Origin of the sequence: Pseudomonas sp. F01002 (assembly GCF_004402115.1) — a bacterium.
GTDB classification, from domain to species: domain Bacteria; phylum Pseudomonadota; class Gammaproteobacteria; order Pseudomonadales; family Pseudomonadaceae; genus Aquipseudomonas; species Aquipseudomonas frigoris.
In genome coordinates this window covers 131,563-154,617 of record NZ_SOPU01000032.1, presented here as the reverse complement: position 1 = coordinate 154,617, position 23,055 = coordinate 131,563, and the positions used below count along the sequence as shown (strand labels likewise).

Below are 23,055 nucleotides of genomic sequence, written 5' to 3'. Positions count from 1 at the left end.
CAGGCATTGTGGGTAAAGACTCACACCTCAATGACAACCTGATGACTGCCAGACCCGCTGCGCGCTGTGATGGAGGATTCCATGACGGCGCGCCAACGCCTTGCGGTCCTTGCTGTAGCCGCCGCCGATCACCCCGACCACCGGAATATCCCGGCCCAGGCAATGACGCATCACGCTTTCATCCCTAGCGGCAACGCCTTCGTCTGTCAGTTTCAGGTAGCCGAGCGCGTCATCTTTATGTACATCGACACCGGCGTCGTACAACACCAGGTCAGGTTGGTAGAGCGGCAGCAAATAGTTGAGCGCATCGTCCACCACCTTCAGGTAATCGGCATCGCCCATCCCCATGGGCAGTGGAATGTCCCAGTCACTTTCGGCCTTGCGTGCAGGAAAGTTCTTCTCGCAGTGCAGGGAAACGGTCACCGCGTCCGGGGTGTTGTGCAGAATCCGTGCAGTCCCGTCGCCCTGATGCACATCGCAGTCGAAGATCAGTACCCGATTCACCCGGCCGCTTTCCAGCAGGAAATGGCTGATCACGGCCAGGTCATTGAAGATGCAGAACCCGGCAGGATGGTCGTAATGCGCGTGATGGGTGCCTCCGGCCAAGTGACAGGCCAAACCATGTTCCAGCGCCTGCTCGGCCGCCAGCAGCGAGCCGCCAACCGCACGTACTGTGCGCCGGGCCAGGGCTTCGCTCCACGGCAGGCCGAGGCGCCGCTGGTCTTCGCGGGACAACTCGCCGCCCATGTAGCGTTCGATATACGCAGGGTCATGTGCGAGCGCGAGAATCTCTGGCGGGCAGAGGTCGGGGCGCAGCAGGTCAGCGTCCCGGGTCAGCCCGCTGTCCACCAGGTGATCGCGCAGCAGGCGAAACTTGTCCATGGGGAAGCGATGATCCGCCGGGAACTCGGGGCTGTAGTCTTCGTGGTAGATCAGGGGCAGGGGCATGACGGGTTTATCTAAGAAAGCCTGTAGGAATGAAGGACGGATCCTACCAGCGTTGTAGACTTGCGGCATGGGAAGGGGGAGATGATGGAACCGATACTGGAACTCGAGAGCGCGCGACTGCTGTTGCGGCAGTGGCGCGATGAGGATTTGCCGGAGTTTGCGGCGATGTGCGCCGATCCACAGGTGATGCGATATTTTCCGGCGCCCTTGAGTCGGCTGGAAAGTGCTTCGCTGATCGGACGGATTCGTGGCCATTTTGCCGAACATGGCTTCGGTCTCTGGGCGCTGGAACGCAAGGACACCGGGGCATTTATCGGTTTTACCGGGCTCGCAGAGGTCGGCTTCGACGCGCGCTTTACCCCGGCCACCGAAATCGGCTGGCGCCTGGCCCGCGAGCACTGGGGGCTTGGCTACGCCAGTGAAGCGGCGTGGACCGCTCTGCGCTGCGGGTTTGACCGGTTGGCGCTGAAAGAAGTCGTGTCCTTCACCACCGAAACCAACATGCCGTCGCAGAAAGTCATGCAGGCCATCGGCATGCACCATGATTCAGCCGATGATTTCGACCACCCGATGCTCGCGGCCGATCATCCCCTGCGTCACCATGCGCTGTACCGCATCACCCGTGAACAATGGCTGCAAACCTTGCATGGATAAGCCGGCACGGACGTTTACAATGGCTCCCATGGGCCCTGGCCAGAAATTGAATCGACCGTCGCAGCCAAGACTGCGCGGCATGCGTTGTGTGAGGAGAGTCTGAATGAGCCAAGTGTTGGATGATCTGGTTGACCTGCTGACCCTGGAACCGATTGAAGAAAACCTGTTCCGTGGCCGCAGCCAGGACCTGGGTTTTCGTCAGCTGTTCGGTGGTCAGGTGATCGGGCAGTCCCTGTCGGCGGCCAGTCAGACGGTCGAAGAAGCGCGCCACGTGCATTCGATGCATGGTTATTTCCTGCGTCCCGGCGATTCCGCATTGCCTGTGGTTTATCAGGTTGATCGGGTGCGCGACGGTGGCAGTTTCAGCACGCGCCGGGTGACGGCGATCCAGAAGGGCAACCCGATTTTCACCTGCAGTGCGTCGTTCCAGTACGACGAAGAAGGCTTCCAGCATCAGTCCGAGATGCCAACCGTGGTCGGCCCGGAAAACCTGCCGTCAGAGCTGGAGCTTGCTCAGCAGCGTGCGCACCTGATTCCCGAGCACATGCGTGAAAAGTTGCTGTGCCCGAAACCGATCGAGTTCCGACCGATCACCGAGAAAGATCCCTACAACCCGCAGCCGTCCGATCCGATCAAGTACGTCTGGTTTCGCGCCGACGGTGCCTTGGCCGATTCTCCGGCACTGCATAAATACTTGCTGGCCTACGCCTCGGATTTCGGCCTGTTGACCACGTCGATGCAGCCCCATGGCAAATCGGTCTGGCAGAAAGACATGCAGGTTGCCAGTCTCGATCACGCGCTGTGGTTCCATCAGGATCTACGTGCCGATGATTGGTTGCTGTATGCGATGGACAGTCCTTGGGCGGGCAACTCGCGCGGTTTCTCCCGTGGCAGCGTGTTCAACCGCGCCGGGCAATTGGTGGCGTCGGTCACGCAGGAAGGCCTGATTCGCCACCGCAAGGATTGGGCATGAGCCTGGCCGAGGTGCGGCACTGGGTGTTCGACATGGACGGCACCCTGACGGTGGCCGTGCATGACTTCGCGGCGATCCGCGTGGCGTTGGCGATTCCTGCCGAAGACGACATCCTCAGCCACCTCGCCGCGCTCCCGGCCGATGAAGCCGCAGCCAAACATGCGTGGTTGCTGGAACACGAGCGGGACCTGGCGCTGGGTTCGAAAGCGGCACCGGGCGCAGTAGAACTGGTGCGTGAACTGGCCGGGCGCGGTTATCGCCTGGGAATTCTCACGCGCAATGCTCGCGAACTGGCGCACGTCACGCTGGAGGCGATCGGCTTGGCCGACTGCTTTGCGGTGGAGGATGTGCTGGGTCGAGATGAAGCACCGCCAAAACCGCATCCCGGTGGTTTGCTGAAATTGGCCCAGGCCTGGAATGTCCCTGCCAGTGAGATGGTGATGGTCGGTGACTACCGCTTTGATCTGGATTGCGGTCGGGCGGCAGGGGCGCGGACGGTGTTGGTGAACCTGCCGGATAATCCCTGGCCTGAGTTGGCGGATTGGCATGCGGCGGATTGTGTGGTGTTGCGGCAGATGCTTTCGGCTTGAGATTCAAAATCAAAAGATCGCAGCCTTCGGCAGCTCCTACAGTGGAATCGTGTACATCTGTAGGAGCTGCCGAAGGCTGCGATCTTTTTGCTTTTATTGAAACAACGCTTTCTGCCCCTGCGGCGAGTTAAACATCCCATCCCCATCATGCCCGACCCCTGGCACTTCAATCAGTTGCTGATTCAAACCTTGAGGATGCAGCCGCTTCAGATAAGCAAAATAATTACGCCCACGAGCCAATCGATTGGCTCCCTGAGCTTGGGCCTCACAGCTTTTATCCAGCGCCGGCTGCTTCGGGTCGCTGTCCTGCTGCCCGAGTAAATAAACGACATCGCGTTTGACGTAGTTTTCCTCCAACTGCTTGGCGGTTTGCCCTACGGCATAGGCGGGTAAATCCACCAGTCCATATTTCCAGCGATTGAAATTCGGGCAACCGGCGTGTTTGAACGCCGCCGGCCGTCGCTCATCGAAATACGCATAAGACGACGGGTTGGCAATGATGTAACGCACCTGTATGTCGGCCGCCTTGAGCGCTGGCTGATCGTGGCCCAGCAACGCGTATCGCTGCACCACCTGAGCGCCACCGGAGTGACCGGCAATGACAATCTGCTTCACGTCCGGAAACTGTTTTCGATCGCCGATTCGGGCGATGATTTCGTCGAGCGCCGCGTAGGAACTCAGGGAAAACGGAGCGGTGGATAAACCGCCCGCCATCCAGTCATTGCCCTGCCAGCGCAATACGCTGTCAGCCACGGGATGGGCCGAGATGTCGGTTTCATTGAGAAATTGCGGGGCGAGCACCAAGGTGGTCGCGCTTTGCCCGGCCTGTTCGGCCGCGCGCTCGGCGCTCTGGCGATAGGTATCGGCATTGCGCAATCGACCATGGATGATGATCAGCACGCGTTCGATTTTCTTCGGCGCCGGGCCGATGCCCACCGCGATTTCACCTGCAGTCAGCAGCAGGCGTCCGGGGCTGACCTCCTTGACCGCATGCTCGGCAGCCTGGGCGCTTGCGCAGGTGATCAGTAGAGTTAACAGCCACTTATTCATTTATAGGTTTTTCGCTGCAAAGGTATCGCACTGGCCGACCTGGCCTTGCGCGAATCCGGTTTTGAACCAGCGCACCCTTTGCGCCGACGTACCATGAGTAAACGAGTCCGGCACCACACGACCCTGACCTTGCTGTTGCAAGCGGTCATCGCCGATGGCGTTGGCGGCGTTCAAGGCTTCTTCGATGTCACCGGGCTCCAGCCAGTTCAGCCGTTTCTGCGCATTGTTGGCCCAGACTCCGGCCAGGCAATCGGCCTGCAGTTCCTGGCGTACCAGCAAACCGCCGTCGCCTTCCATCTGCCGACCCTGTTGGCGGGCGGTCTGAATTTTCGCTGAAACGCCGAGCAAGGTCTGCACATGGTGTCCGACTTCGTGAGCGATCACGTAGGCCTGAGCGAAGTCGCCAGCAGCGGAAAAACGTTGGGACATTTCCTGGAAGAAACTCATGTCCAGGTAGACCTTCTGGTCCGCCGGGCAATAGAACGGGCCGGTCGCCGAAGAGGCCAGGCCGCACGCCGAGTTGACGCGGCCACTGAACAGTACCAGGGTCGGGTTCTTATATTGACGACCGGCCTGCTGGAAAATCTGACCCCAAGTGTCCTCGCTATCACCGAGGATCGAGCGCACGAACTCGGCTCCTTCATCAGTGGCCGGCGGTGCCTTGCGGGTTTGAGTCGGGGCCGGTGCCGATTGCTCGCTCATTTGCCCGGTCAGTTGCCCGAGGATTTGCATCGGGTCCTGGCCGGTGATCCAGCCGATCCCGACGATCAAGATAATTGCCATCAGGCTCAGGCCCTTGCCGCCACCGAAGCGCATCCCGCCACCACCGCCGCCAGAATCATCACCACGGGCATCGACCACGTTGTCGCTGCGTCGGCCTTTTTTCCATAGCATGTGGGAACCCTCTGAATGTCCGTGGGGATGAGTGTTGCTGCTGAGTGGGAGCGGCGCCAGTCCGGTCGTCCATCTTTTGTTGCGCGCAGGAGCCTTCCCGGCAACCAGTGGTGGGTTGCCGGGAATACTCCAGACTCGTATTGAACACGGACAACCCATCTAATTCCTTCAGGCGACGGGTTTTTATCGGGCAGGCGACGGCCTGTATCGGAAATTATTTGTCGAGCACGGTTGCCGGACTGTGGGTTCCAGATTTCGCATTACTTGGTTTGTCTTTTAGAATCTGGAAAATTTAGTGTGGACCCTCCCATGACCGGCAGTCAGATCGAACGTGTTTTCAGTGTGCTGGAAAGCCTCACCAGTGACCCCCGCGGGCTGCAGATGCAGGCATTGGCAGAGCAACTCGACATTCCAAAAAGCGCGACTCACCGCTTACTCGCCGAGCTGATTCGCCTGGGCTACGTGCGGCAGAATCCAGAGAATTTGCGCTATCACTTGTCAACCAAACTGGTGGCAATGGGGTTCCGCTATCTGTCGAGCAGCGGCGCCGATATCGTGCAGCCGGTGCTTGATCGTCTGGCCCATGAAACCGGAGAACTGGTGCGTCTAGGCATTATCGAAGGTGAACGGCAGATCTGGATTGCCAAATCCCAGGGCGCCCGTTCGGGGTTGCGTTACGACCCGGACATGGGCCGCGACGCGCCATTGTTTTATACCGCATCAGGCCATGCCTGGTTGGCGTGCATGAGCGATGCTGAAGCCTTGTCGCTGGTAGAGCGCCAGGGTGGTGAACGGCCCAAAGACCTCGGGCCGAACGCTCCGCGTTCCAACATTGAATTGCTGGAACGGCTGCGGCTGGCGCGGGAGCAGGGCTATGCCTGGGTCGAGGAAAGTTCGGCTGTGGGCACTTCAGCGATTGCGGCAGTGGTGCGGCACCCAAGTGATGGGCGGGTAATCGGCGTATTGAGTATTGCTGGCCCAAGCGCGCGGATGCCGGGGGCTCGACTACATGAGTTGGCGCCACTGTTGTTGAAAATTACCGAAGAGTTGTCAGCAGCAAGTCTGGCGTCTGAGATGTTTAACTAACGGCAGTAAATCCTTGCTCTGCAAATCGTGTGCGTTGTTCGCCCACTTTTACTGTGTGGCTATGTGAGAATCTGGAACCGGGTTCTAAGTTATTGGAACTCGCGAAGCACAAGGAAAACCACATGACCGTCAGCACTCCGCTCTCCGGCGTAAACCAACCCTTCAAAGGGATTCTGCTGATCGTCGTTGCGACCTTCCTGTTTTCCAGTCACGACGCCCTGTCGAAATACCTCTCAGGGTTCTATCCGATCGTCATGGTGGTCTGGGCCCGTTATCTGGTTCACACCTTACTCATGGCCGGGATTTTTCTGCCGCAATCCGGGCTGGGTGTCCTACGAACCAAACGGCCGTTACTTCAGCTGTTGCGGGCGTTGTGCCTGCTGGGCACCAGTCTGTTTTTCACCACCGGCTTACAGTACATCCCCTTGGCCGAAGCCACGGCGGTCAACTTTCTTGCGCCGGTTCTGGTGACTGCGCTGTCGGTGCCACTGCTGCGCGAGCACGTCACGCGTGGCCAGTGGATTGCGGTGATTTGTGGATTCATCGGCGTGTTGATCATTGTCCATCCCGGCGGAGAACTCTTTACCCCGGCGGTGTTGCTGCCGCTCTGCTCGGCACTGTTTTTCTGCTTCTATCAGTTGCTCACTCGCAAGCTCAGCAACATCGATAGCCCAACCACCAGCAACTTCTTCGCCGGGCTGTGCAACACGCTGGTGATGAGCGCGCTGGTGCCATTCTTTTGGCAAGTCCCCAGCCTGGGCCATGGATTCATGATGGTGGCGCTGGGCGCCTGCGGGATGACGGCTCACCTGTTTCTGACGCAAGCCTTCCGTCACGCCGCCCCTGCGTTGTTGGCGCCGTTCGGTTATTGCCAGATTGTCTTTGCTGGTTTGTTGGGTTGGTTGCTGTTTTCTCACACGCCGACGCTGACCACGGTGGTCGGGATCGCGGTAATTTGCTGCAGCGGGTTGGCAGCAGCCTGGCAGCAGAGTCGTCGGTGAGAGAAGCAGGGCAGGCCTGGAATCAGGCCTGCCGGGGGAGGGGTTTTACGGGGTGACGGTAGGAATCTTGCGCGGTGCCATGAAGTACATCCAGATCAGCGCGATGAAGTACATCGCCGGAATCATGGTGAACAGCACGGTGTAGTTGTTGTTGGTGACCGTCAGAATGTGGCCGACCAACTGGGTCATGAACATCCCTCCGATAGCCGCGCACATGCCACCGAAGCCGAACACCGTGCTCATCATGTGTTTAGGCGTGTAGTCCATCACCAGGCTCCAGATGTTCGCGGTCCAGGCCTGGTGCGCACCGATGGCCAGGGAGATGGCGAACACCGCGACCCACAGACTGCTCGAGCCCGCCGCCATGATCACGCCGACGATGCAGCAGGCGAACAGGAACATGGACATCAGCCGCGCCTTGATCGGGTTGACACCACGGCCGATCAGGAACGAGGACAGGATCCCGCCGCCGACGCTGCCGAAATCGGCAGTGAGGTAAATGATGATCAGCGGGATACCCATCTGGGTCACGTTGATCCCCAGGTTGTATTGCTGATTGAGGAACGGCGGCAGCCAGTAGAGGTAGAACCAGAACACCGGCGCGGTGATCGCGTAAGCCAGGGCGAAGGCCCAGGTGCCACGCATGCGCAGGATTTTCGAGAACGGTACGCGGGATTGTTCCGGCTCTACTTCCTTCTGGATGTAATCCAATTCCGATTGTTTAACGCTCGGGTGATCTTCCGGGTTGAAGTACTTCAAGCCCCAGAACAGCAACCAGATCCCGCCCAGTGCCGACATGCACAGGAACGCGGCCTGCCAGCCCCAGACATGGAGGATCAGCGGCAACAACATGGGGGTGAACATCGCACCGACGTTGGTCCCTGCGTTGAAAATGCCGGTGGCCACGGCGCGTTCGCCGGCCGGGAACCACAACCGGGTAGTCTTCACGCACGCCGGGTAGTTGGCGGCTTCCGTCAGTCCCAGAATGAATCGGCAGACCATGAAGCCAACGGCCGAAGTGGCCAGGCCATGGGCGCCGGTCGCCAGGCTCCAGAGCAGCACGGCGAAGAAGAACACGCGCTTGACGCCGACCCGATCGATCAACCTGCCTTGCAGCACGAAACCGATGGCGTAGCCGACCTGGAACCAGAAGTTGATGTTGGCGTAGTCCATCGCCGTCCAGCTCATTTCCTTGGCGAGGATAGGCTGCATCACGCCGAGGGCGGCGCGGTCGATGTAGTTCAGGGTGGTGGCGAAGAACACCAGCGCCAGCATGCCCCAACGGGTTTTGCCGACCGCCATGGCGCCGCGGATTTTATCGCCGATGCCGCCAGTGGCAGGAGTCATGGAGGAACGCTCCACGGGAGAGCTTTGAGAAGGAGTCATGTAGGCCACCGATTATTTTTATGTGGTGTTCTGGGTCTTTGGTAACCGGGTCCTGTTGTTTACGGCCGGACCCAATGTGGCGTTGATGTTGCGCAGTGGACGAAAAATCGTCAATTCGCCGAGGGGCATTGTGTTCGATAATCGCACGCAAAACTAACCGGGTAGTACACTTTGAATTGCTGTGCGGGATCTTGCACCCAATAATTCACTCCAAGATAAACGCGATCCCTGTAGGAGCTGTCGAGTGAAACGAGGCCGCGATCTTTTGATCTTAAAAACCAGCATCAAAAGATCGCAGCCTTCGGCAGCTCCTACATAAAAGCAAAGCGTGCAATGCCCCTAACAAGATTGTCTCCACCACCGGAGTCGAAATATGCAGCGTTCCATTGCCACCGTGTCCTTGAGCGGTACCCTGCCGGAAAAACTTGAAGCCATCGCCGCCGCCGGTTTTGACGGGGTAGAGATTTTCGAGAATGACCTTCTCTACTACGACGGCAGCCCGCGGGAAATTAAACAGATGTGCGCCGATCTCGGGATCGCGATCACGCTGTTTCAACCCTTCCGGGATTTCGAGGGCTGCCGCCGCGACCGCCTGCCGCGCAACCTGGAGCGGGCCGAGCGCAAGTTCGACCTGATGCAGGAACTGGGCACGGACCTGGTGCTGGTGTGCAGCAACGCCTCGGCCGACGCCATCGGCGATGAGCAGATTTTAGTCGACGACTTGCGCCTGCTGGCCGAACACGCCGGTGCTCGTGGTTTGCGGATCGGCTATGAAGCGCTGGCCTGGGGCCGCCACGTGAACACTTATCAACAGGTGTGGAACATCGTCCGTCAGGCTGATCATCCAAACCTCGGCGTGTTGCTGGACAGCTTTCACACGCTGTCGCTCAAGGGTGATCCGAGCGCGATTGCCGAGATTCCCGGCGACAAGATTTTCTTCGTGCAAATGGCCGACGCGCCGATCCTGGCCATGGACGTGCTGGAGTGGAGCCGGCATTTCCGCTGTTTCCCGGGCCAGGGTGAATTCGATCTGCCGGGTTTCCTCGCGCCGATCATCAAGAGCGGTTACACCGGGCCGTTGTCGCTGGAGATCTTCAACGACGGCTTCCGCGCCGCGCCGCCACGGGCCAATGCTGCCGACGGTTTGCGGTCGTTGCTGTACCTGGAAGAGAAAACCCACGAGCGGCTGGCGCAGGAAACCAAACCAACGGTCAACCCCGACATTCTGTTCGAGACGCCCAAGGCCAGCGAGTACAACGGCATCGAGTTTCTTGAATTCGCCGTGGACGAAAGCCTTGGCGCCAAGCTGTCCCATTGGCTGGAGCGGCTGGGCTTCGTCAAGGCAGGGCAACATCGTTCCAAGAGCGTGAGCCTGCTGCGTCAGGGGGATATCAACCTGATCCTCAACTCCGAGCCTTACTCGTTCGCCCACAGTTTTTTCGAGGCTCACGGCCCCTCGCTGTGCGCCACCGCCGTGCGGGTCAAGGACAGCGCCAGCGCTCTTGCCCGAGCCGTGGCTTACAAAGGTCAGCCGTATCGCGGACTGGTCGGCCCCAATGAACTGGAACTCGCTGCGGTGCGCGCGCCGGATGGCAGCCTGATTTATCTGGTGGACCAGGACGCCGATGTCTATGGCACCGACTTCAACCTGCAACCCACTGCCGTGGCCAGTGGCGGCCTCAAGCGCATCGACCATATGGCCATGGCGCTGCCGGCCGACAGCCTCGACAGTTGGGTGCTGTTCTATAAAAGCCTGCTGGATTTTGAGGCCGACGATGAAGTGGTGCTGCCTGACCCGTACGGCCTGGTGAAGAGTCGGGCGCTGCGCAGCCGGGACAGTTCGATCCGCCTGCCGCTGAACATTTCCGAGAACCGCAACACCGCGATCTCACACGCGCTGTCGAGTTATCGCGGCTCCGGTGTGCATCACATCGCCTTCGATTGCGACGACATCTTTGCCGAAGTCAGCCGGGCCAAGGAGGCGGGCGTACCGCTGCTGGATATCCCGCTCAATTACTACGATGACCTCGCCGCGCGGTTCGATTTCGACGACGAGTTCCTCAGCGAACTGGCCTATTACAACGTGCTCTACGACCGCGATGCCCAAGGTGGCGAGCTGTTCCATGTGTATACCGAACCGTTTGAAGGGCGGTTCTTCTTTGAAATTATCCAGCGCAAGAATGGCTACGCAGGTTACGGAGCAGCCAACGTCGCGGTGCGACTGGCGGCCATGGCCAAGTCTCGAAGCGGTGCCGTACGTCAGGCAAAGTTGTAGGAAAATCGTAAACACGGGTACAAACCGCCGCCGCGCGACTTCCTTCACTGTGCGGCGCGGCCCATAATCGCACAACCTGTGCAGTGATGGCCGTGAGCCCGCAATGACGATAACTTCAGAACTCTCCGCCGCGCCCGACGAACCGATTGTCGAGCCGCGCAAGAGTCGCAAGAACAACCCGGAAAAGACCCGCGAAAATATCCTTCAAGAGGCGATTGTCGAGTTCGTCCAGCAGGGGCTTTCCGGCGCTCGCGTCGATGCGATTGCCGAGCGCATCCACACCTCAAAACGCATGATCTATTACTACTTCGGCAGTAAGGAACAGCTCTACGTCGAGGTGCTGGAGAAGCTCTACGGCGATATCCGCAGCACCGAAAACCGTCTGCACCTGACCGAACTGGCGCCGGTGGAAGCGATTCGGCGGCTGGTGGAATTCACTTTCGACCACCATGATCGCAACGTCGATTTTGTGCGGATTGTCAGCATCGAGAACATTCACAACGCTGAATTCGTGAAGCGCTCCGATGCGATCAAGGCGATGAACAACACCATCCTCGATTCACTGGGCGAGATTTTGCGTCGCGGTGCTGAGGAAGGTGTGTTCCGCTCCGGGCTCGATCCGTTGGATGTGCATCTGCTGATCAGCTCGTTCTGTTTCTATCGCGTGTCGAACCGCCATACTTTCGGTGAGATCTTTCAGGTCGACTTGCCGGACGAAAGCATCAAGCAGCGTCATCGCGAGATGATTTGCGAGTCGGTTTTGCGGTATCTGCAGGCTTGATTCATTTTAAAAGATCGCAGCCTGCGGCAGCTCCTACAGAATGTACGCCATCCACTGTAGGAGCTGCCGCAGGCTGCGATCTTTTGATGTTTAACCATTCATGCTCTGAAAATGCTCCAGCATCCGCTGCGCATCCGGCACCACGCCGCTGAACAACTCAAACGCCTTCACCGCCTGAAACACGGCCATGTTGCCGCCATCCAGCGTTCGGCAACCCAACGCGCGGGCGTTGCGCAGCAGTTCGGTTTCCAGCGGGAAGTAAACGATCTCCGCCACCCATAACTCACCTCGCAGCAGTTCCATCGGTACGGGCATGCCCGGCAGTTTTTTCATGCCCATGGGGGTAGTGTTCACCAGACCGTCAGCCTGGGCCAAGGTGCTCGGCAAATCATGACCCGCCACAGCCCGGCCAACGCCGAAATGTTGATTGAGATTGTCCGCCAGGCTCTGGGCACGGCTGATGTCCACGTCAAAAATGTTCAGCAGCTGTACACCTTCACTCAATAGGGCATGGGCCACTGCCGCGCCAGCGCCACCGGCGCCCATTTGCACGACGCGCTCAAGGGCAACGCCCTTCAAGCCACGACGGAAACCTTCGGCGAAACCCAGGCAATCGGTGTTATGGCCTATGCGTTTGCCGTCCTTCAGCACAACCGTGTTCACCGCCCCAATACCGCGGGCTTCTGGTGACAACTCGTCGAGCAGCGGGATGATCGTCTGCTTGCACGGAAAGGTGATGTTCAGGCCAGTGAAATTCATCCGCTCGGCGGCTATTAACAGGTCGGACAGGGCGCCGCTGTCGAGTTTCAACTGGTCCAGATCGATCAGGCGATAGAGGTAACGCAAACCCTGGGCATCGCCTTCATGCTCGTGCAGCGCCGGGGTGCGAGAAGCCTGGATGCCGGCGCCGATCAGTCCGGCCAGTACAGCGTTGGTCTGAGTCACGGCCTTCACCCCTTCAAACGTTGACTGAAATGTTCCAGCGCCAGGCGATAGCCGTGGCTGCCGAAACCGGCCATCACCGCCGTGGCGATGGCCGACACAAAAGAGTGGTGGCGGAAGGGCTCGCGGGCATGAACGTTGGACAGGTGGACTTCGATCACCGGCAATTCGCTGGCGACCAGGGCATCGCGGATCGCGACCGAGGTGTGGGTCCAGGCGGCTGGATTGATGACGATCCCGGCACAACGGCCGCGCGCGGCGTGAATCCAGTCGAGCAGTTCGCCTTCATGATTGGTCTGGCGAAACTCCACCGCCAGGCCGAACTCTTCGGCGGCACGACCGCACAACGCTGAGATGTCGGCCAGGGTTTCGTGGCCGTAAGTCGCCGGTTCACGGGTGCCGAGCAGGTTCAGATTCGGGCCGTTGAGCACCAGAACGATAGGGGGCATTGGAGTCTCTCCACTTATTATTTTTGGCATTGGCCGAGGGTTTCAGCCTGTGGAGATAAATTGTACTAGCTGGTTAATTTGGTCAATTGAAGAGGCGGTTCTCAGGGTTAATGTGTGCGGTGATCGGACGGTTTCGGCTTTTCAGCGGGGCAGATGCTCCACCAGAAAATCGATGAACGCCCTCAAACGCAACGGCATATGGCGAGTTTGCGGGTAGAGCAGGGTGAACGGTCGCGAGCGTCCGCCATACGGCTTGAGCACTTCCACCAGCGAACCATCTGCCAGTTCGTTTTCGACGATGAAGCGATAGGTCTGAAACAATCCCGCCCCGTGTTTGGCCAGGGTCACGCCGCCCAGCACATCGTCGGAACAACTGAGATTGCCCCCGGCCAGAATCTCCCGGTGCACGCCATTGTCGTTGAACAGCCAGGCAATCCGCCGACCGCTGCTGGGCAATTCGTACTGGATGCACTCGTGCTGTTTAAGATCATCCAGCGTTTGTGGAATGCCCGCGTGCTTCAGGTAATCAGGACTGGCAATCATCACCAACGCGGCGTCTTCCAACTGTCGGGCGATTAGGCCGGAATCCGGAATCGCCCGCACGCGGATCGCCATGTCATAGCCTTCGCCGACGAAATCGATGTTGCGATTGCTGATGTGCGACTCGACCTTCACCGCTGGAAAGCGTGCCCGAAATGCCGGCAACAACGGCAAAATCCGGTGATGGGCATAGGTGGTGGGAATGCTGATGCGTAAGGTGCCGGACGGCTGCTGCTGGCCCATGACCTCGCGCTGGGCCTCGACCAGTTGCGCCAGCGCCTGGCGACATTCCTCGTAATACCGCCGACCACTGTCGGTCAGTTTGACGCTGCGGGTGGTGCGGGCGAACAACCGCACGCCCAGGCGTTCCTCCATGCGCGACACCGAACGGCTCACGGCTGCCGGCGTCACACCAGCCACCAGCGCGGCGGCGGTAAAGCTGCCGGCTTCAGCGGCCAGACAAAACAGTTCGATGCTGCCCAGCTGAAGATCGTCGAATTGTCGCTGCATGATTGATTACACCGGGGATCAAATGAAGTGTGTGAGTCAGTATTTATCAGATGCCTGCACACAGATACAGAGAGTTGGTGATGAGCAGCGGCAAGCACTAAGCCTTTCTTAATCAGCAAACAGGAGAACCAGCATGCCTTTCGTCAGCGTACGTATTACCCGCGATGGTGTGACCCGGGAGCAGAAGGCCCAGGTCATCGCTGAAATCACCGACACCTTGCAGCGAGTCCTCGGTAAGCCTCCGGAGCTGACCCACATTGTGATCGAGGAAGTCGACACGGATAACTGGGGGTATGCGGGCATCACCACCACCGAGTATCGAAAAAACCAGTCGGGTTGATTCCCTGACAAGCCAAGACAGCCGTCCTCGGGACGGCTTTTTGTAGGCACGAGGAAAGGATTGCTTACCATTTTGCGGTGTTCTCCACCGGCTCGAGCCGAGCCTTGGCGCTAGTCTCAAAAGTCGCAGTGATGATTCAACACAGCGCCAGTTATCGGTTTTTCCAGGGAGTGTCGGGTCTTCGGGCTCATTAACCTAACGGATGGGTTAGCATGAGATTATTCAGCTACAAAGGGTTTTCAATGGTGATCATGTTGCGCGATGAGCACTGCCCGCCGCATGCACATGTGGATGCCGGAACCTGGAGTGCGCGCTTCAAATTCAGCTTCTGGCACAACAGTGTCGAACTGTGGGACGTGGTTCCTCATTCTCGCAGGCCACCTGTGGCGGTGCTGGAAGGGTTGCGTCACGCGCTCGGACAACCCGCTCATTTGCGCCGCGCTCGGTGTATCTGGTGGGACAAGCTGCACACGGTCTGCCTCGATCATCAGATATGGGACTGGCAAACCAGCGAAGTCGTGGTGGTAAAAAGGGTCGCCAGTACGACCTGCATGATTGGCTCGGCTTGCTATGAGCCCGAGACGAACAAGACCCTACTGGCGCTGATGGGCGTTCCGGAGGGCGTGGAGATCGAACTATGAAAACGATAACAGCAAAAATGTTGGTGGATCGGCCCGTAACCGAAGCCGTGCTGGATGAAGCCATCCAGCGTGGCCAAGTGCGTCACAAAGGCGGTTTGCGGGCGACTTCGGTGACCTTTGTGGAACCGCGCCTGGCGGTCAATTTCATTGATGGCAGTGGCGTGCTGTTGCCCGTGCGGCACTATCCGGAGTTCGATGATTTCGACGTCGAGGATTTCGCAGACCTGAAAGTCGGCTTTTCCGGGACAGCCCTTTGCCACGAGGGCAAGGATCTGCAGGTCTCCATCGCCGGGATGGTTTCGGCCAGCAAGCCGCTGATGGATATGGCCGCGTCGGTCATCGCCTCGCGCAATGGTCGCCAAAGTAGCGCCGCCAAAGCAGAGGCTGCGCGGGCGAATGGCCGTAAGGGCGGGCGTCCGCGCAAGACAGATATCCCCCTTTAAGCACGCACAAAAAAGCCGTCGTGATGACGGCTGGTTTATATCTGGTACTGACAATTACCGGCGGGTCAACAAGACCCCGGATTCCATGTGATGGGTCCACGGGAACTGGTCGAACATTGCGCATCGGGTGATGCGATGGGTGTCGTGCAACTGGGCGATGTTGGCCGCCAGGGTTTCCGGGTTGCAGGAGATGTAGAGGATGTTGTCGAAGCGACGGGTCAGCTCGCAGGTGTCCGGATCCATGCCGGCGCGAGGCGGATCGACGAAGACGCTACCGAACTCGTAGCTCTTCAGATCGATACCGTGCAGACGACGGAACGGACGAACTTCGTTCAGGGCTTCGGTCAGCTCCTCGGCGGACAAGCGCACCAGGGTGACGTTATCCACAGCGTTTTCGCTGAGATTGCTCAACGCGGCATTGACCGACGCCTTGCTGATTTCAGTGGCCAGCACTTTGCGTACGCGCGTCGCGAGCGGCAAGGTGAAGTTGCCGTTGCCGCAATACAGCTCCAGCAAATCGTCGGAGCGATCACCGAGTGAGTCGTAAGCCCAGTTGAGCATCTTCTGGTTCACGGTGCCGTTGGGCTGGGTGAACGCGCCTTCCGGCTGGCGATAGCTGAAGGTGCGACCGCCGACGTCCATCTGCTCGACCACGTAATCGTGACCGATCACTTCGCGTTTGCCCTTGGAGCGGCCGATGACGCTGACGTTCAGGTCAGCTGCCAGTTTCGACGCTGCCGCATGCCAGTGCTCGTCCAGCGGGCGGTGATAGCACAGCGTGATCATCGCATCGCCGGCCAGGGTGGTCAGGAACTCCACTTGGAACAACTTGTGGCTAAGAGCCGCACTGGCTTGCCATGCCGCTTTCAGTTGCGGCATCAACTCGTTGATGCGCAGGCTGGCGATCGGGAATTCTTCGATCAGGATCGGCGTGCGCTTGTCTTCCTGGGAAAACATCGCGTAGTGACGCTCACCGGCTTCGCGCCACAGGCGGAATTCGGCGCGCAGGCGAAAATTCTGCAGCGGCGAGTCGAACACCGCAGGTTCTGGCGCACCGAACGGGGCCAACAGGTCACGCAGGCGCGTGACCTTCTCTTCGAGCTGAACGGCGTAAGCCTTGGAATCAAAAGTCATGCGTTGAACCAACCCAACTTGATCACGAACAGAATCGACAGAATCACCAGTGCCGGGTTCAGCTCACGGCCGCGGCCGGACAGCAACTTGATCGCGGTCCAGGAGATGAAACCGAAGGCGATGCCGTTGGCGATGGAATAAGTGAACGGCATGGCCAGAGCAGTGACCACGACCGGTGCTGCGACGGTGATGTCGTCCCAGTCTATTTCGGCCAGGCCGGATGTCATCAGTACCGCGACGAACAGCAGTGCAGGCGCGGTAGCAAAGGCTGGAATGCTGGCCGCCAATGGCGAAAAAAACAGCGCCAACAGGAACAGAATCGCCACGACAACGGCGGTCAGGCCGGTGCGGCCACCGGCACTCACGCCGGCTGCGGATTCGATGTAGCTGGTAGTGGTCGAAGTGCCCAGCAGCGAACCGGCCATGGCCGCGGTACTGTCGGCGATCAGGGCGCGACCCATTTTCGGCATGTGGCCGTCCTTGCCCATCAGGCCAGCGCGCTTGGCGACGCCGATCAGGGTGCCGGAGTTGTCGAACAGGTCAACGAACAGGAAGGCGAAGATCACGCTGACCAGCCCGATGTCCAGGGCGCCCTTGATGTCCAGTTGCAGGAAGGTCGGGGCCAGGGACGGCGGCATCGACATCACGCCGCCGAACGGGGTGAAACCCATCAGGATCGAAACGATGGTCACCGCCAGAATGCCAATCAGTACCGCGCCGCGCACTTTAAGCGCTTCAAGCGCCACGATCAGGGCAAAGCCGAGGGTCGCAAGGATCGGGGCCGGTTGTTTCAAATCGCCGAGGCCGACCATGGTTGCCGGGTTACTCACCACGATGCCCGCGTTATGCAGGGCGATCAGGGCCAGGAACAGACCGATACCGGCGGCAATCGCCGAACGCAGCGGCAACGGGATGCTGTTGATGATCCATTCGCGGATGCGGAAGATCGACAGCAGGAAAAACAGCACTGCCGAGATGAATACCGCACCCAGCGCCACTTGCCAGGTGTGGCCCATGTGCAGGACCACGGTGTAGGTAAAGAAGGCGTTCAGGCCCATTCCCGGGGCGAGAGCGATCGGGTAGTTGGCGATCAGGCCCATCACCGTGGAGCCGATGGCGGCTGCCAGACACGTGGCGACGAACACCGCGCCCTTGTCCATGCCGGTCTCGCCGAGGATGCTCGGGTTGACGAACAGAATGTAGGCCATGGCCAAAAAGGTCGTGACGCCCGCCAGTATCTCGGTCCGCACGTTGGTGTTGTGTGCCTTGAGTTGAAACAGCCTTTCCAGCATGTCTGCTCCCCGTGGCGCGCAAGGCGCCGTGAATGTATCGACCTCAACAGCAAAGCACAGACCGCTGCTGGCGCCTGGTAATTTTCTGAGGGTCGGAAAAAGCCGCGCATCATACCAGCCGCGTGGGGCTATGGCTGCTTATGGCTGCGATCGTCGTCGATGTTTTGCGGTAAAGCCAAGTGCGCCATACTGCGCGCTGATTTTGGGGGAGACTTATGTATTGCATGAATAAACGTCTGATTGCCGTATTTGCAATGGCGATCGCCTTGTTCCTGGGGGCACACACCGCTTCGGCTGCATCGGCGGCGCCGCTGAGTCAGGTGAAGGTACTCAAGGTCGAGTCGCCGGGCTGCGGCTTTGAAGACATTGCGCAGGGGCAAGAGCAAACCCGCTGCAATCACAGCGGACCGAACATCAAGGTCTACGTGCTGGAAGTCGGTTACGGTCGTAGCGCGCATGTTGGGCTGGATGGTTTTGAGGTGAACGGCACCCGGACCCCTATCTGTGCTTTCGATAATGGCAACCTGACTGAGTGCACCGTCGGGAGAAAAACCGTCGGCTATTTGTATGTCTTCGATCTGGCAGGCAAGCAGGAAGGCACGTTCACCTTCAGCAACACGTCGATCAACGCGCCCGGCAATACGCTGTCGACGCAGCTTTACATCAAGTAACGGCCGGTTCGAACAAGGGGCAGGAAAGCTGACTACGCTTTAAAGATCATCCAGTGGACTGCGCCCATGACCTTTAGAGCTCTGATTACCCTCGCCGAGGGCATCGATGACCTGCAATCAGTGACCTTGATCGATGTGCTGCGCCGTGCCAAGGTTGAAGTGGTGGTGGCCAGCATCGAGGGACGGCGCATGCTCACCTGCGCGCGCGGCACCCGAGTGACGTCCGATGCGATGCTGGTAGACGTGCTGGCCCAGCCGTTCGATCTGATCGTCCTGCCCGGCGGTGCCGTAGGGGCGCAACATCTGGCGGCGCATCAACCCCTGCAACAATTGATCAAGGATCAGGCGGCGGCCGGGCGCCTGTTCGCCGGCATCGCCGAGGCCCCGGCGCTGGCGCTGCAAGCCTTTGGCGTACTGCGTCAGCGGCGCATGACCTGCCTGCCATCGGCCAGCCATCAACTGTTGGGGTGCAACTTCGTCGATCAACCGGTGGTGGTCGATGGCAACTGCATCACTGCACAAGGTTCAGGGGCGGCGTTGCAATTCGCCCTGACGCTGGTGGAGCAACTCTGCGGCAAAGCCAGGCGAGCGGCGGTGGCGGGGGAGTTGGTGGTTTAGAGAGTGTCAGGCGTGGACGGCAATGGGTTCGATGATCGGTTGCTCACGCTGCTCCGCTTGCCAGAGATCGTAGTCAGTCTGAACGCCTAACCACATTCTGGCCTTACCAATTCCAGCCCTCTCCAGGCGTACCGCCAAATCAGGACTGATCGGCGCGTGGCCATGCAGCACTCGCGATAGATGCGGGCGCGCAAATCGCAGGTGCCGGGCCAGCTCTGTGACGCTGATGCCAAGTTCAGGCAATACATCCATCAAAAGGGTTTCGCCAGGGTGTGGCGGGTTGTGCATGGGCATGTCCTGCCTCCTTTCAGTGGTAGTCCAGATAGTCGATCAGTTCGATGTCTGAACCGATAAAACGAAAAATAACTCGCCAGTTCCCCGAAACGCTCAGTGACCAATATTCGGTCAACTCTCCCTTGAGTGGGTGTAATCGCCATCCTGGAAGGTCCAGGTCGCCAGGTAGCGTTGCGCGGTCCATGAACTGAAGCATTCGAGACAGACGCTTCGCATGGTCTGCGCGGATCCCACGAGTCGAACCTGTTTCATAGAAGCCACGAAGGCCTTTGTGCTGAAAGGATTTGATCATGGGACGAGTGTAAGGCGATACATTACACCTGATGCACTATCTGCGTATTGCACCAGTTCGGCAAAAGCGTGATAGGCAAACCTCTTCAAGCCTTCACTTCTTCCACCGCCACATGCATGCGGTCGCGGTTAGCCAGGGTCGGGAACAGTTTGATCCACGCCCCGGTCACCACCAACGTGCCAATACCGCCCATGACCACCGCTGGCACGGTGCCGAACCAGTGGGCGGTCAAGCCGGATTCAAACTCGCCCAACTGGTTCGAAGCACCGATGAACAAACCGTTCACGGCACTGACCCGGCCACGCATTTCATCCGGGGTTTCCAGTTGCACGAAGGAGGCGCGGATCACCATGCTGATCATGTCCGCCGCGCCCAACACCACCAACACCGCCAGGGAAAACCAGAATGAGGTCGACAGGCCGAACGCAATGGTCGCGACACCGAACACGCCCACGGCGGTGAACATGACCTGTCCGACTTTGCGTTCCACGGCAAATCTCGCCAGGTACAGCGACATCAGCAGCGCGCCGACTGCCGGCGCTGAACGCAGCAGGCCCAAGCCCCAAGGGCCGGTCAGCAGAATGTCCTTGGCGAACACCGGCAGCAACGCCGTCGCGCCACCGAGCAGGACGGCAAACAGATCCAGAGAAATCGCCCCGAGAATGTCCGGACGACTGCGAATGAAGCGGATGCCCGCCAGCAACGATTCCAGCGTCGCCTTGCCCTTGTTCAGCGGTGTCTGCCGTGCAGGCAGGTTGAGCATCAGCAGGCAGGCGATGATGTAGAGGATTACCGTCGGGCCATAGACCCAGACGCCGCCGAAGGCGTAAAGCAACCCACCGAGGGCCGGGGCAACGATAGTCGCCGATTGCTGTGCGGATTGGGCGGCGGCGACCGCGCGGGGGAACAGCGCGCTGGGCACGATGCTCGGCAACAGAGCCTGAGTGGTCGGCATTTCGAAGGAGCGGGCGGCACCGAGCAGGAACGCGAGGATGAAGATCATCTCCCGGGTGACATTGTCGGTCGCGCTACCGATGGCCAGCGACAGGGCGATCAACGCTTGCAGGGACTGACAGATTGCCGCGACCTTGCGCCGGTCATAGCGGTCCGCGACATGCCCGGTGTGCAGCATGAACAGCACTCGCGGGGCGAATTCCACCAGACCGACCAGGCCCAGGTCGAGCACATTGCCGGTCAGTTGGTAGAGGTTCCAGCCAATGGCCACCGTGAGCATCTGAAAGCCGCTGGCGGTAAACACCCGAGCCAGCCAGAACGCGATAAAAGGGCGGTGATGACGTAACAGCAAGGGCGCTTGGCTGGGCATCTGAGGGCAGGTCTTGAGCGAGGAGAGGGTCGAGATTATCACCAAGCTGTAACCAAAAGTTGCAGGGCTGGGAAATTTCGTTAGCTAGACACCGATCTCGAAAACGCGGAAATCCCCCTGTGGGAGCGAGCTTGCTCGCGATGGCGGCGTATCAGTCACTCATCTGTCGCCTGACACACCGCTTCGCGAGCAAGCTCGCTCCCACAGAGGTATGTGTTTCTGCCTATGACCGTAGCGGTGAGGCAACCTGTCACGCGGCAAAAGACCACACCGTCCATCGTCAAAAATGGGACTACTCTTTTAACGTTGCTTGATCCAGATCAAGACCGTCCGTGGAAATGATCCGGAGGCCTGTTGGCCAGACTCCCTACGTTGTGATGTTTGTAAAAAAAGAACGAATTCAAATTCGCCACACTCCATATCCGTGGGGGCAGTGGGTGTAGGCCGCAAGCCTTCAGCCGGTATTACCTGACAGAGGAAGACTTATGTTCGGTTTGGAGGCACTTGATCTCGCCCGGATGCAGTTTGCGTTCACCATTTCGTTTCACATTCTATTTCCCGCCATCACCATTGGCCTGGCGAGTTACCTGGCGGTGCTCGAAGGCCTGTGGCTGAAAACCCATAACGACACGTACCGCGATCTGTACCACTTCTGGTCGAAGATCTTTGCGGTCAACTTCGGCATGGGCGTGGTCTCCGGGCTCGTCATGGCCTATCAGTTCGGCACCAACTGGAGCCGCTTCTCGGACTTCGCCGGCTCCGTGACCGGGCCACTGCTGACGTACGAAGTACTCACCGCTTTCTTCCTCGAAGCCGGTTTCCTCGGTGTCATGCTGTTCGGCTGGAACAAGGTCGGGCGCAATCTGCACTTCTTCGCCACGGTCATGGTCGCCATCGGCACACTGATCTCAACCTTCTGGATTCTCGCTTCCAACAGCTGGATGCAGACGCCGCAAGGCTACGAAATCGTCAACGGCCAGGTCATTCCGGTGGACTGGCTGGCAGTAATCTTCAACCCGTCGTTCCCGTACCGCCTGATGCACATGGCCACGGCAGCGTTCGTCGCGACTGCCTTCTTCGTCGGCTCCTCGGCGGCCTGGCATTTGCTGCGCGGCAAGGACAACCCGGCGATCCGCACCATGCTCTCGATGGCCATGTGGATGGCCTTGATCGTGGCGCCGATTCAGGCCGTCATCGGTGACTTCCACGGGCTGAATACGCTTGAGCATCAGCCGGCGAAAATCGCCGCGATTGAAGGCCACTGGGAAAACGTCGGTGATGAACCGACTCCGCTAATCCTGTTCGGCTGGCCGGACATGAAAGCCGAGAAGACCAAATTCGCGGTAGAGATTCCGTACCTGGGCAGCCTGATCCTCACGCACTCGCTGGACAAACAGGTCCCGGCACTCAAGGAATTCCCGCCTGAAGACCGGCCGAATTCGACCATTGTGTTCTGGTCGTTCCGGATCATGGTGGGTCTGGGCATGCTGATGATCTTCACCGGTCTGTGGAGCCTGTGGCTGCGTAAACGCGACAAGCTCTATACCTCGCGGCCGTTCCTGTACCTGGCGTTGTGGATGGGGCCATCCGGCCTGATCGCGATCCTCGCCGGTTGGTTCACCACTGAAATCGGCCGTCAGCCGTGGGTCGTCTATGGCCTGATGCGCACGGCGGATGCGTCCTCCAATCACAGCTTCATGCAGATGAGCATCACGTTGATCATGTTCGTCGTGGTCTATTTCGCGCTGTTCGGTGCCGGTCTGGGCTACATGATGCGCCTGGTGCGCAAAGGGCCGAAGATCGACGAAGGCAAGGAAACGCCCGAGGGCGGTCCAGGCAAGAAACGCACACCGGCCCGGCCGCTGTCCGCCGCCGATGACAACGGTGACGGCGACCACAGCCCCAGCCTGACAAAGGAGATTTGACT

The 23,055-nt window shown here is 59.3% G+C and carries 25 protein-coding genes; 13 read left to right on the top strand and 12 right to left on the bottom strand.

Features of this window, described 5'->3' with window-relative positions; genetic code table 11:
- Positions 1 to 27 precede the first annotated feature (27 nt).
- A complete protein-coding gene (locus E3W21_RS26125) occupies positions 28 to 948 on the bottom strand; it encodes a histone deacetylase (RefSeq protein ID WP_134422408.1) in 921 nt (306 codons plus the stop codon).
- An 84-nt stretch (positions 949 to 1,032) separates the two neighbouring features.
- On the opposite strand from E3W21_RS26125, the gene E3W21_RS26120 reads away from it, so the two are divergent.
- The 3 genes from E3W21_RS26120 to E3W21_RS26110 all read left to right on the top strand — a co-directional run bounded on the left by E3W21_RS26120 (position 1,033) and on the right by E3W21_RS26110 (position 3,165).
- Positions 1,033 to 1,602, top strand: coding sequence for a GNAT family N-acetyltransferase (locus E3W21_RS26120; RefSeq protein WP_134422406.1), 570 nt, complete (start codon positions 1,033 to 1,035; stop codon positions 1,600 to 1,602).
- 103 nt (positions 1,603 to 1,705) lie between these two features.
- Entirely contained in the window at positions 1,706 to 2,575 is an 870-nt protein-coding gene (gene tesB / locus E3W21_RS26115; protein WP_129441008.1) for an acyl-CoA thioesterase II, read from the top strand.
- Positions 2,572 to 3,165 (top strand): HAD family hydrolase, encoded by a 594-nt coding sequence (locus E3W21_RS26110; RefSeq protein WP_134422404.1) that lies wholly within the window; start codon positions 2,572 to 2,574, stop codon positions 3,163 to 3,165. The genes tesB and E3W21_RS26110 overlap by 4 nt, the downstream gene beginning before the upstream one ends.
- Positions 3,166 to 3,258: 93 nt before the next feature.
- On the opposite strand, the gene E3W21_RS26105 is transcribed toward E3W21_RS26110, so the two are convergent.
- Entirely contained in the window at positions 3,259 to 4,215 is a 957-nt protein-coding gene (locus E3W21_RS26105; protein ID WP_134422402.1) for an alpha/beta hydrolase, read from the bottom strand.
- Positions 4,216 to 5,109, bottom strand: coding sequence for a neutral zinc metallopeptidase (locus E3W21_RS26100; RefSeq protein WP_134422400.1), 894 nt, complete (start codon positions 5,107 to 5,109; stop codon positions 4,216 to 4,218). It abuts the gene before it with no gap.
- Positions 5,110 to 5,418: 309 nt separating this feature from the next.
- On the opposite strand from E3W21_RS26100, the gene E3W21_RS26095 reads away from it, so the two are divergent.
- Together E3W21_RS26095 and E3W21_RS26090 are read left to right on the top strand one after the other, a co-directional pair.
- Positions 5,419 to 6,195 (top strand): IclR family transcriptional regulator, encoded by a 777-nt coding sequence (locus tag E3W21_RS26095; protein WP_134422398.1) that lies wholly within the window; start codon positions 5,419 to 5,421, stop codon positions 6,193 to 6,195.
- Positions 6,196 to 6,317: 122 nt separating this feature from the next.
- The gene (locus E3W21_RS26090; protein WP_008149189.1) at positions 6,318 to 7,196 is read left to right on the top strand and encodes a DMT family transporter; all 879 of its coding nucleotides are present in this window, start codon (positions 6,318 to 6,320) and stop codon (positions 7,194 to 7,196) included.
- Positions 7,197 to 7,241: 45 nt separating this feature from the next.
- On the opposite strand, the gene E3W21_RS26085 is transcribed toward E3W21_RS26090, so the two are convergent.
- Complete coding sequence (locus E3W21_RS26085) at positions 7,242 to 8,543, bottom strand: MFS transporter (RefSeq protein WP_256661656.1); 1,302 nt, start codon at positions 8,541 to 8,543, stop codon at positions 7,242 to 7,244.
- Between the two features lie 412 nt (positions 8,544 to 8,955).
- On the opposite strand from E3W21_RS26085, the gene quiC reads away from it, so the two are divergent.
- Complete coding sequence (quiC, locus tag E3W21_RS26080) at positions 8,956 to 10,857, top strand: 3-dehydroshikimate dehydratase QuiC (protein WP_134422394.1); 1,902 nt, start codon at positions 8,956 to 8,958, stop codon at positions 10,855 to 10,857.
- 103 nt (positions 10,858 to 10,960) lie between these two features.
- Positions 10,961 to 11,638, top strand: a complete 678-nt coding sequence (locus E3W21_RS26075; protein ID WP_134422392.1) for a TetR/AcrR family transcriptional regulator — start codon at positions 10,961 to 10,963, stop codon at positions 11,636 to 11,638.
- Between the two features lie 90 nt (positions 11,639 to 11,728).
- Here the strand turns inward: E3W21_RS26075 and E3W21_RS26070 are convergent, their stop codons facing one another.
- From E3W21_RS26070 to E3W21_RS26060, 3 genes are all read right to left on the bottom strand, one after another.
- Positions 11,729 to 12,583 carry a shikimate dehydrogenase gene (locus E3W21_RS26070; protein WP_134422390.1) on the bottom strand — a complete coding sequence of 285 codons (855 nt, stop codon included), beginning with the start codon at positions 12,581 to 12,583 and terminating at the stop codon, positions 11,729 to 11,731.
- A gap of 5 nt (positions 12,584 to 12,588) precedes the next feature.
- Entirely contained in the window at positions 12,589 to 13,029 is a 441-nt protein-coding gene (gene aroQ, locus E3W21_RS26065; RefSeq protein WP_008084592.1) for a type II 3-dehydroquinate dehydratase, read from the bottom strand.
- Between the two features lie 141 nt (positions 13,030 to 13,170).
- Positions 13,171 to 14,079 carry a LysR family transcriptional regulator gene (locus E3W21_RS26060; RefSeq protein ID WP_134422388.1) on the bottom strand — a complete coding sequence of 303 codons (909 nt, stop codon included), beginning with the start codon at positions 14,077 to 14,079 and terminating at the stop codon, positions 13,171 to 13,173.
- Positions 14,080 to 14,212: 133 nt separating this feature from the next.
- Between E3W21_RS26060 and E3W21_RS26055 the strand changes: the two genes are divergently transcribed.
- The 3 genes from E3W21_RS26055 to E3W21_RS26045 all read left to right on the top strand — a co-directional run bounded on the left by E3W21_RS26055 (position 14,213) and on the right by E3W21_RS26045 (position 15,503).
- The gene (locus tag E3W21_RS26055) at positions 14,213 to 14,419 is read left to right on the top strand and encodes a 4-oxalocrotonate tautomerase family protein (RefSeq protein WP_129441029.1); all 207 of its coding nucleotides are present in this window, start codon (positions 14,213 to 14,215) and stop codon (positions 14,417 to 14,419) included.
- Positions 14,420 to 14,631: 212 nt separating this feature from the next.
- Complete coding sequence (locus tag E3W21_RS26050; RefSeq protein WP_056744643.1) at positions 14,632 to 15,060, top strand: hypothetical protein; 429 nt, start codon at positions 14,632 to 14,634, stop codon at positions 15,058 to 15,060.
- Positions 15,057 to 15,503: a DUF2442 domain-containing protein gene (locus E3W21_RS26045; protein WP_134422386.1), complete on the top strand. Its 447-nt coding sequence runs from the start codon at positions 15,057 to 15,059 to the stop codon at positions 15,501 to 15,503. The genes E3W21_RS26050 and E3W21_RS26045 overlap by 4 nt, the downstream gene beginning before the upstream one ends.
- Positions 15,504 to 15,557: 54 nt before the next feature.
- Here E3W21_RS26045 and trmA read toward each other — a convergent pair whose 3' ends face one another.
- Together trmA and E3W21_RS26035 are read right to left on the bottom strand one after the other, a co-directional pair.
- Positions 15,558 to 16,637 (bottom strand): tRNA (uridine(54)-C5)-methyltransferase TrmA, encoded by a 1,080-nt coding sequence (trmA, locus tag E3W21_RS26040; protein ID WP_134422384.1) that lies wholly within the window; start codon positions 16,635 to 16,637, stop codon positions 15,558 to 15,560.
- The gene (locus E3W21_RS26035; RefSeq protein ID WP_129441035.1) at positions 16,634 to 17,929 is read right to left on the bottom strand and encodes an NCS2 family permease; all 1,296 of its coding nucleotides are present in this window, start codon (positions 17,927 to 17,929) and stop codon (positions 16,634 to 16,636) included. Before E3W21_RS26035 ends, trmA begins: the two co-directional genes overlap by 4 nt.
- A gap of 215 nt (positions 17,930 to 18,144) precedes the next feature.
- On the opposite strand from E3W21_RS26035, the gene E3W21_RS26030 reads away from it, so the two are divergent.
- Positions 18,145 to 18,600, top strand: coding sequence for a DUF4879 domain-containing protein (locus tag E3W21_RS26030; protein ID WP_134422382.1), 456 nt, complete (start codon positions 18,145 to 18,147; stop codon positions 18,598 to 18,600).
- Between the two features lie 66 nt (positions 18,601 to 18,666).
- Complete coding sequence (locus tag E3W21_RS26025) at positions 18,667 to 19,218, top strand: DJ-1 family glyoxalase III (protein ID WP_129441039.1); 552 nt, start codon at positions 18,667 to 18,669, stop codon at positions 19,216 to 19,218.
- Between the two features lie 6 nt (positions 19,219 to 19,224).
- Here the strand turns inward: E3W21_RS26025 and E3W21_RS26020 are convergent, their stop codons facing one another.
- The 3 genes from E3W21_RS26020 to E3W21_RS26010 form a co-directional block, all read right to left on the bottom strand.
- A complete protein-coding gene (locus E3W21_RS26020) occupies positions 19,225 to 19,512 on the bottom strand; it encodes a HigA family addiction module antitoxin (RefSeq protein ID WP_134422380.1) in 288 nt (95 codons plus the stop codon).
- A gap of 13 nt (positions 19,513 to 19,525) precedes the next feature.
- Complete coding sequence (locus tag E3W21_RS26015; RefSeq protein ID WP_134422378.1) at positions 19,526 to 19,804, bottom strand: type II toxin-antitoxin system RelE/ParE family toxin; 279 nt, start codon at positions 19,802 to 19,804, stop codon at positions 19,526 to 19,528.
- Between the two features lie 85 nt (positions 19,805 to 19,889).
- Entirely contained in the window at positions 19,890 to 21,128 is a 1,239-nt protein-coding gene (locus tag E3W21_RS26010) for an MFS transporter (RefSeq protein ID WP_134422376.1), read from the bottom strand.
- Between the two features lie 485 nt (positions 21,129 to 21,613).
- Here E3W21_RS26010 and E3W21_RS26005 point away from each other — a divergent pair, with 485 nt between their 5' ends.
- Positions 21,614 to 23,053 (top strand): cytochrome ubiquinol oxidase subunit I, encoded by a 1,440-nt coding sequence (locus E3W21_RS26005; protein ID WP_129441043.1) that lies wholly within the window; start codon positions 21,614 to 21,616, stop codon positions 23,051 to 23,053.
- Positions 23,054 to 23,055 lie beyond the last annotated feature (2 nt).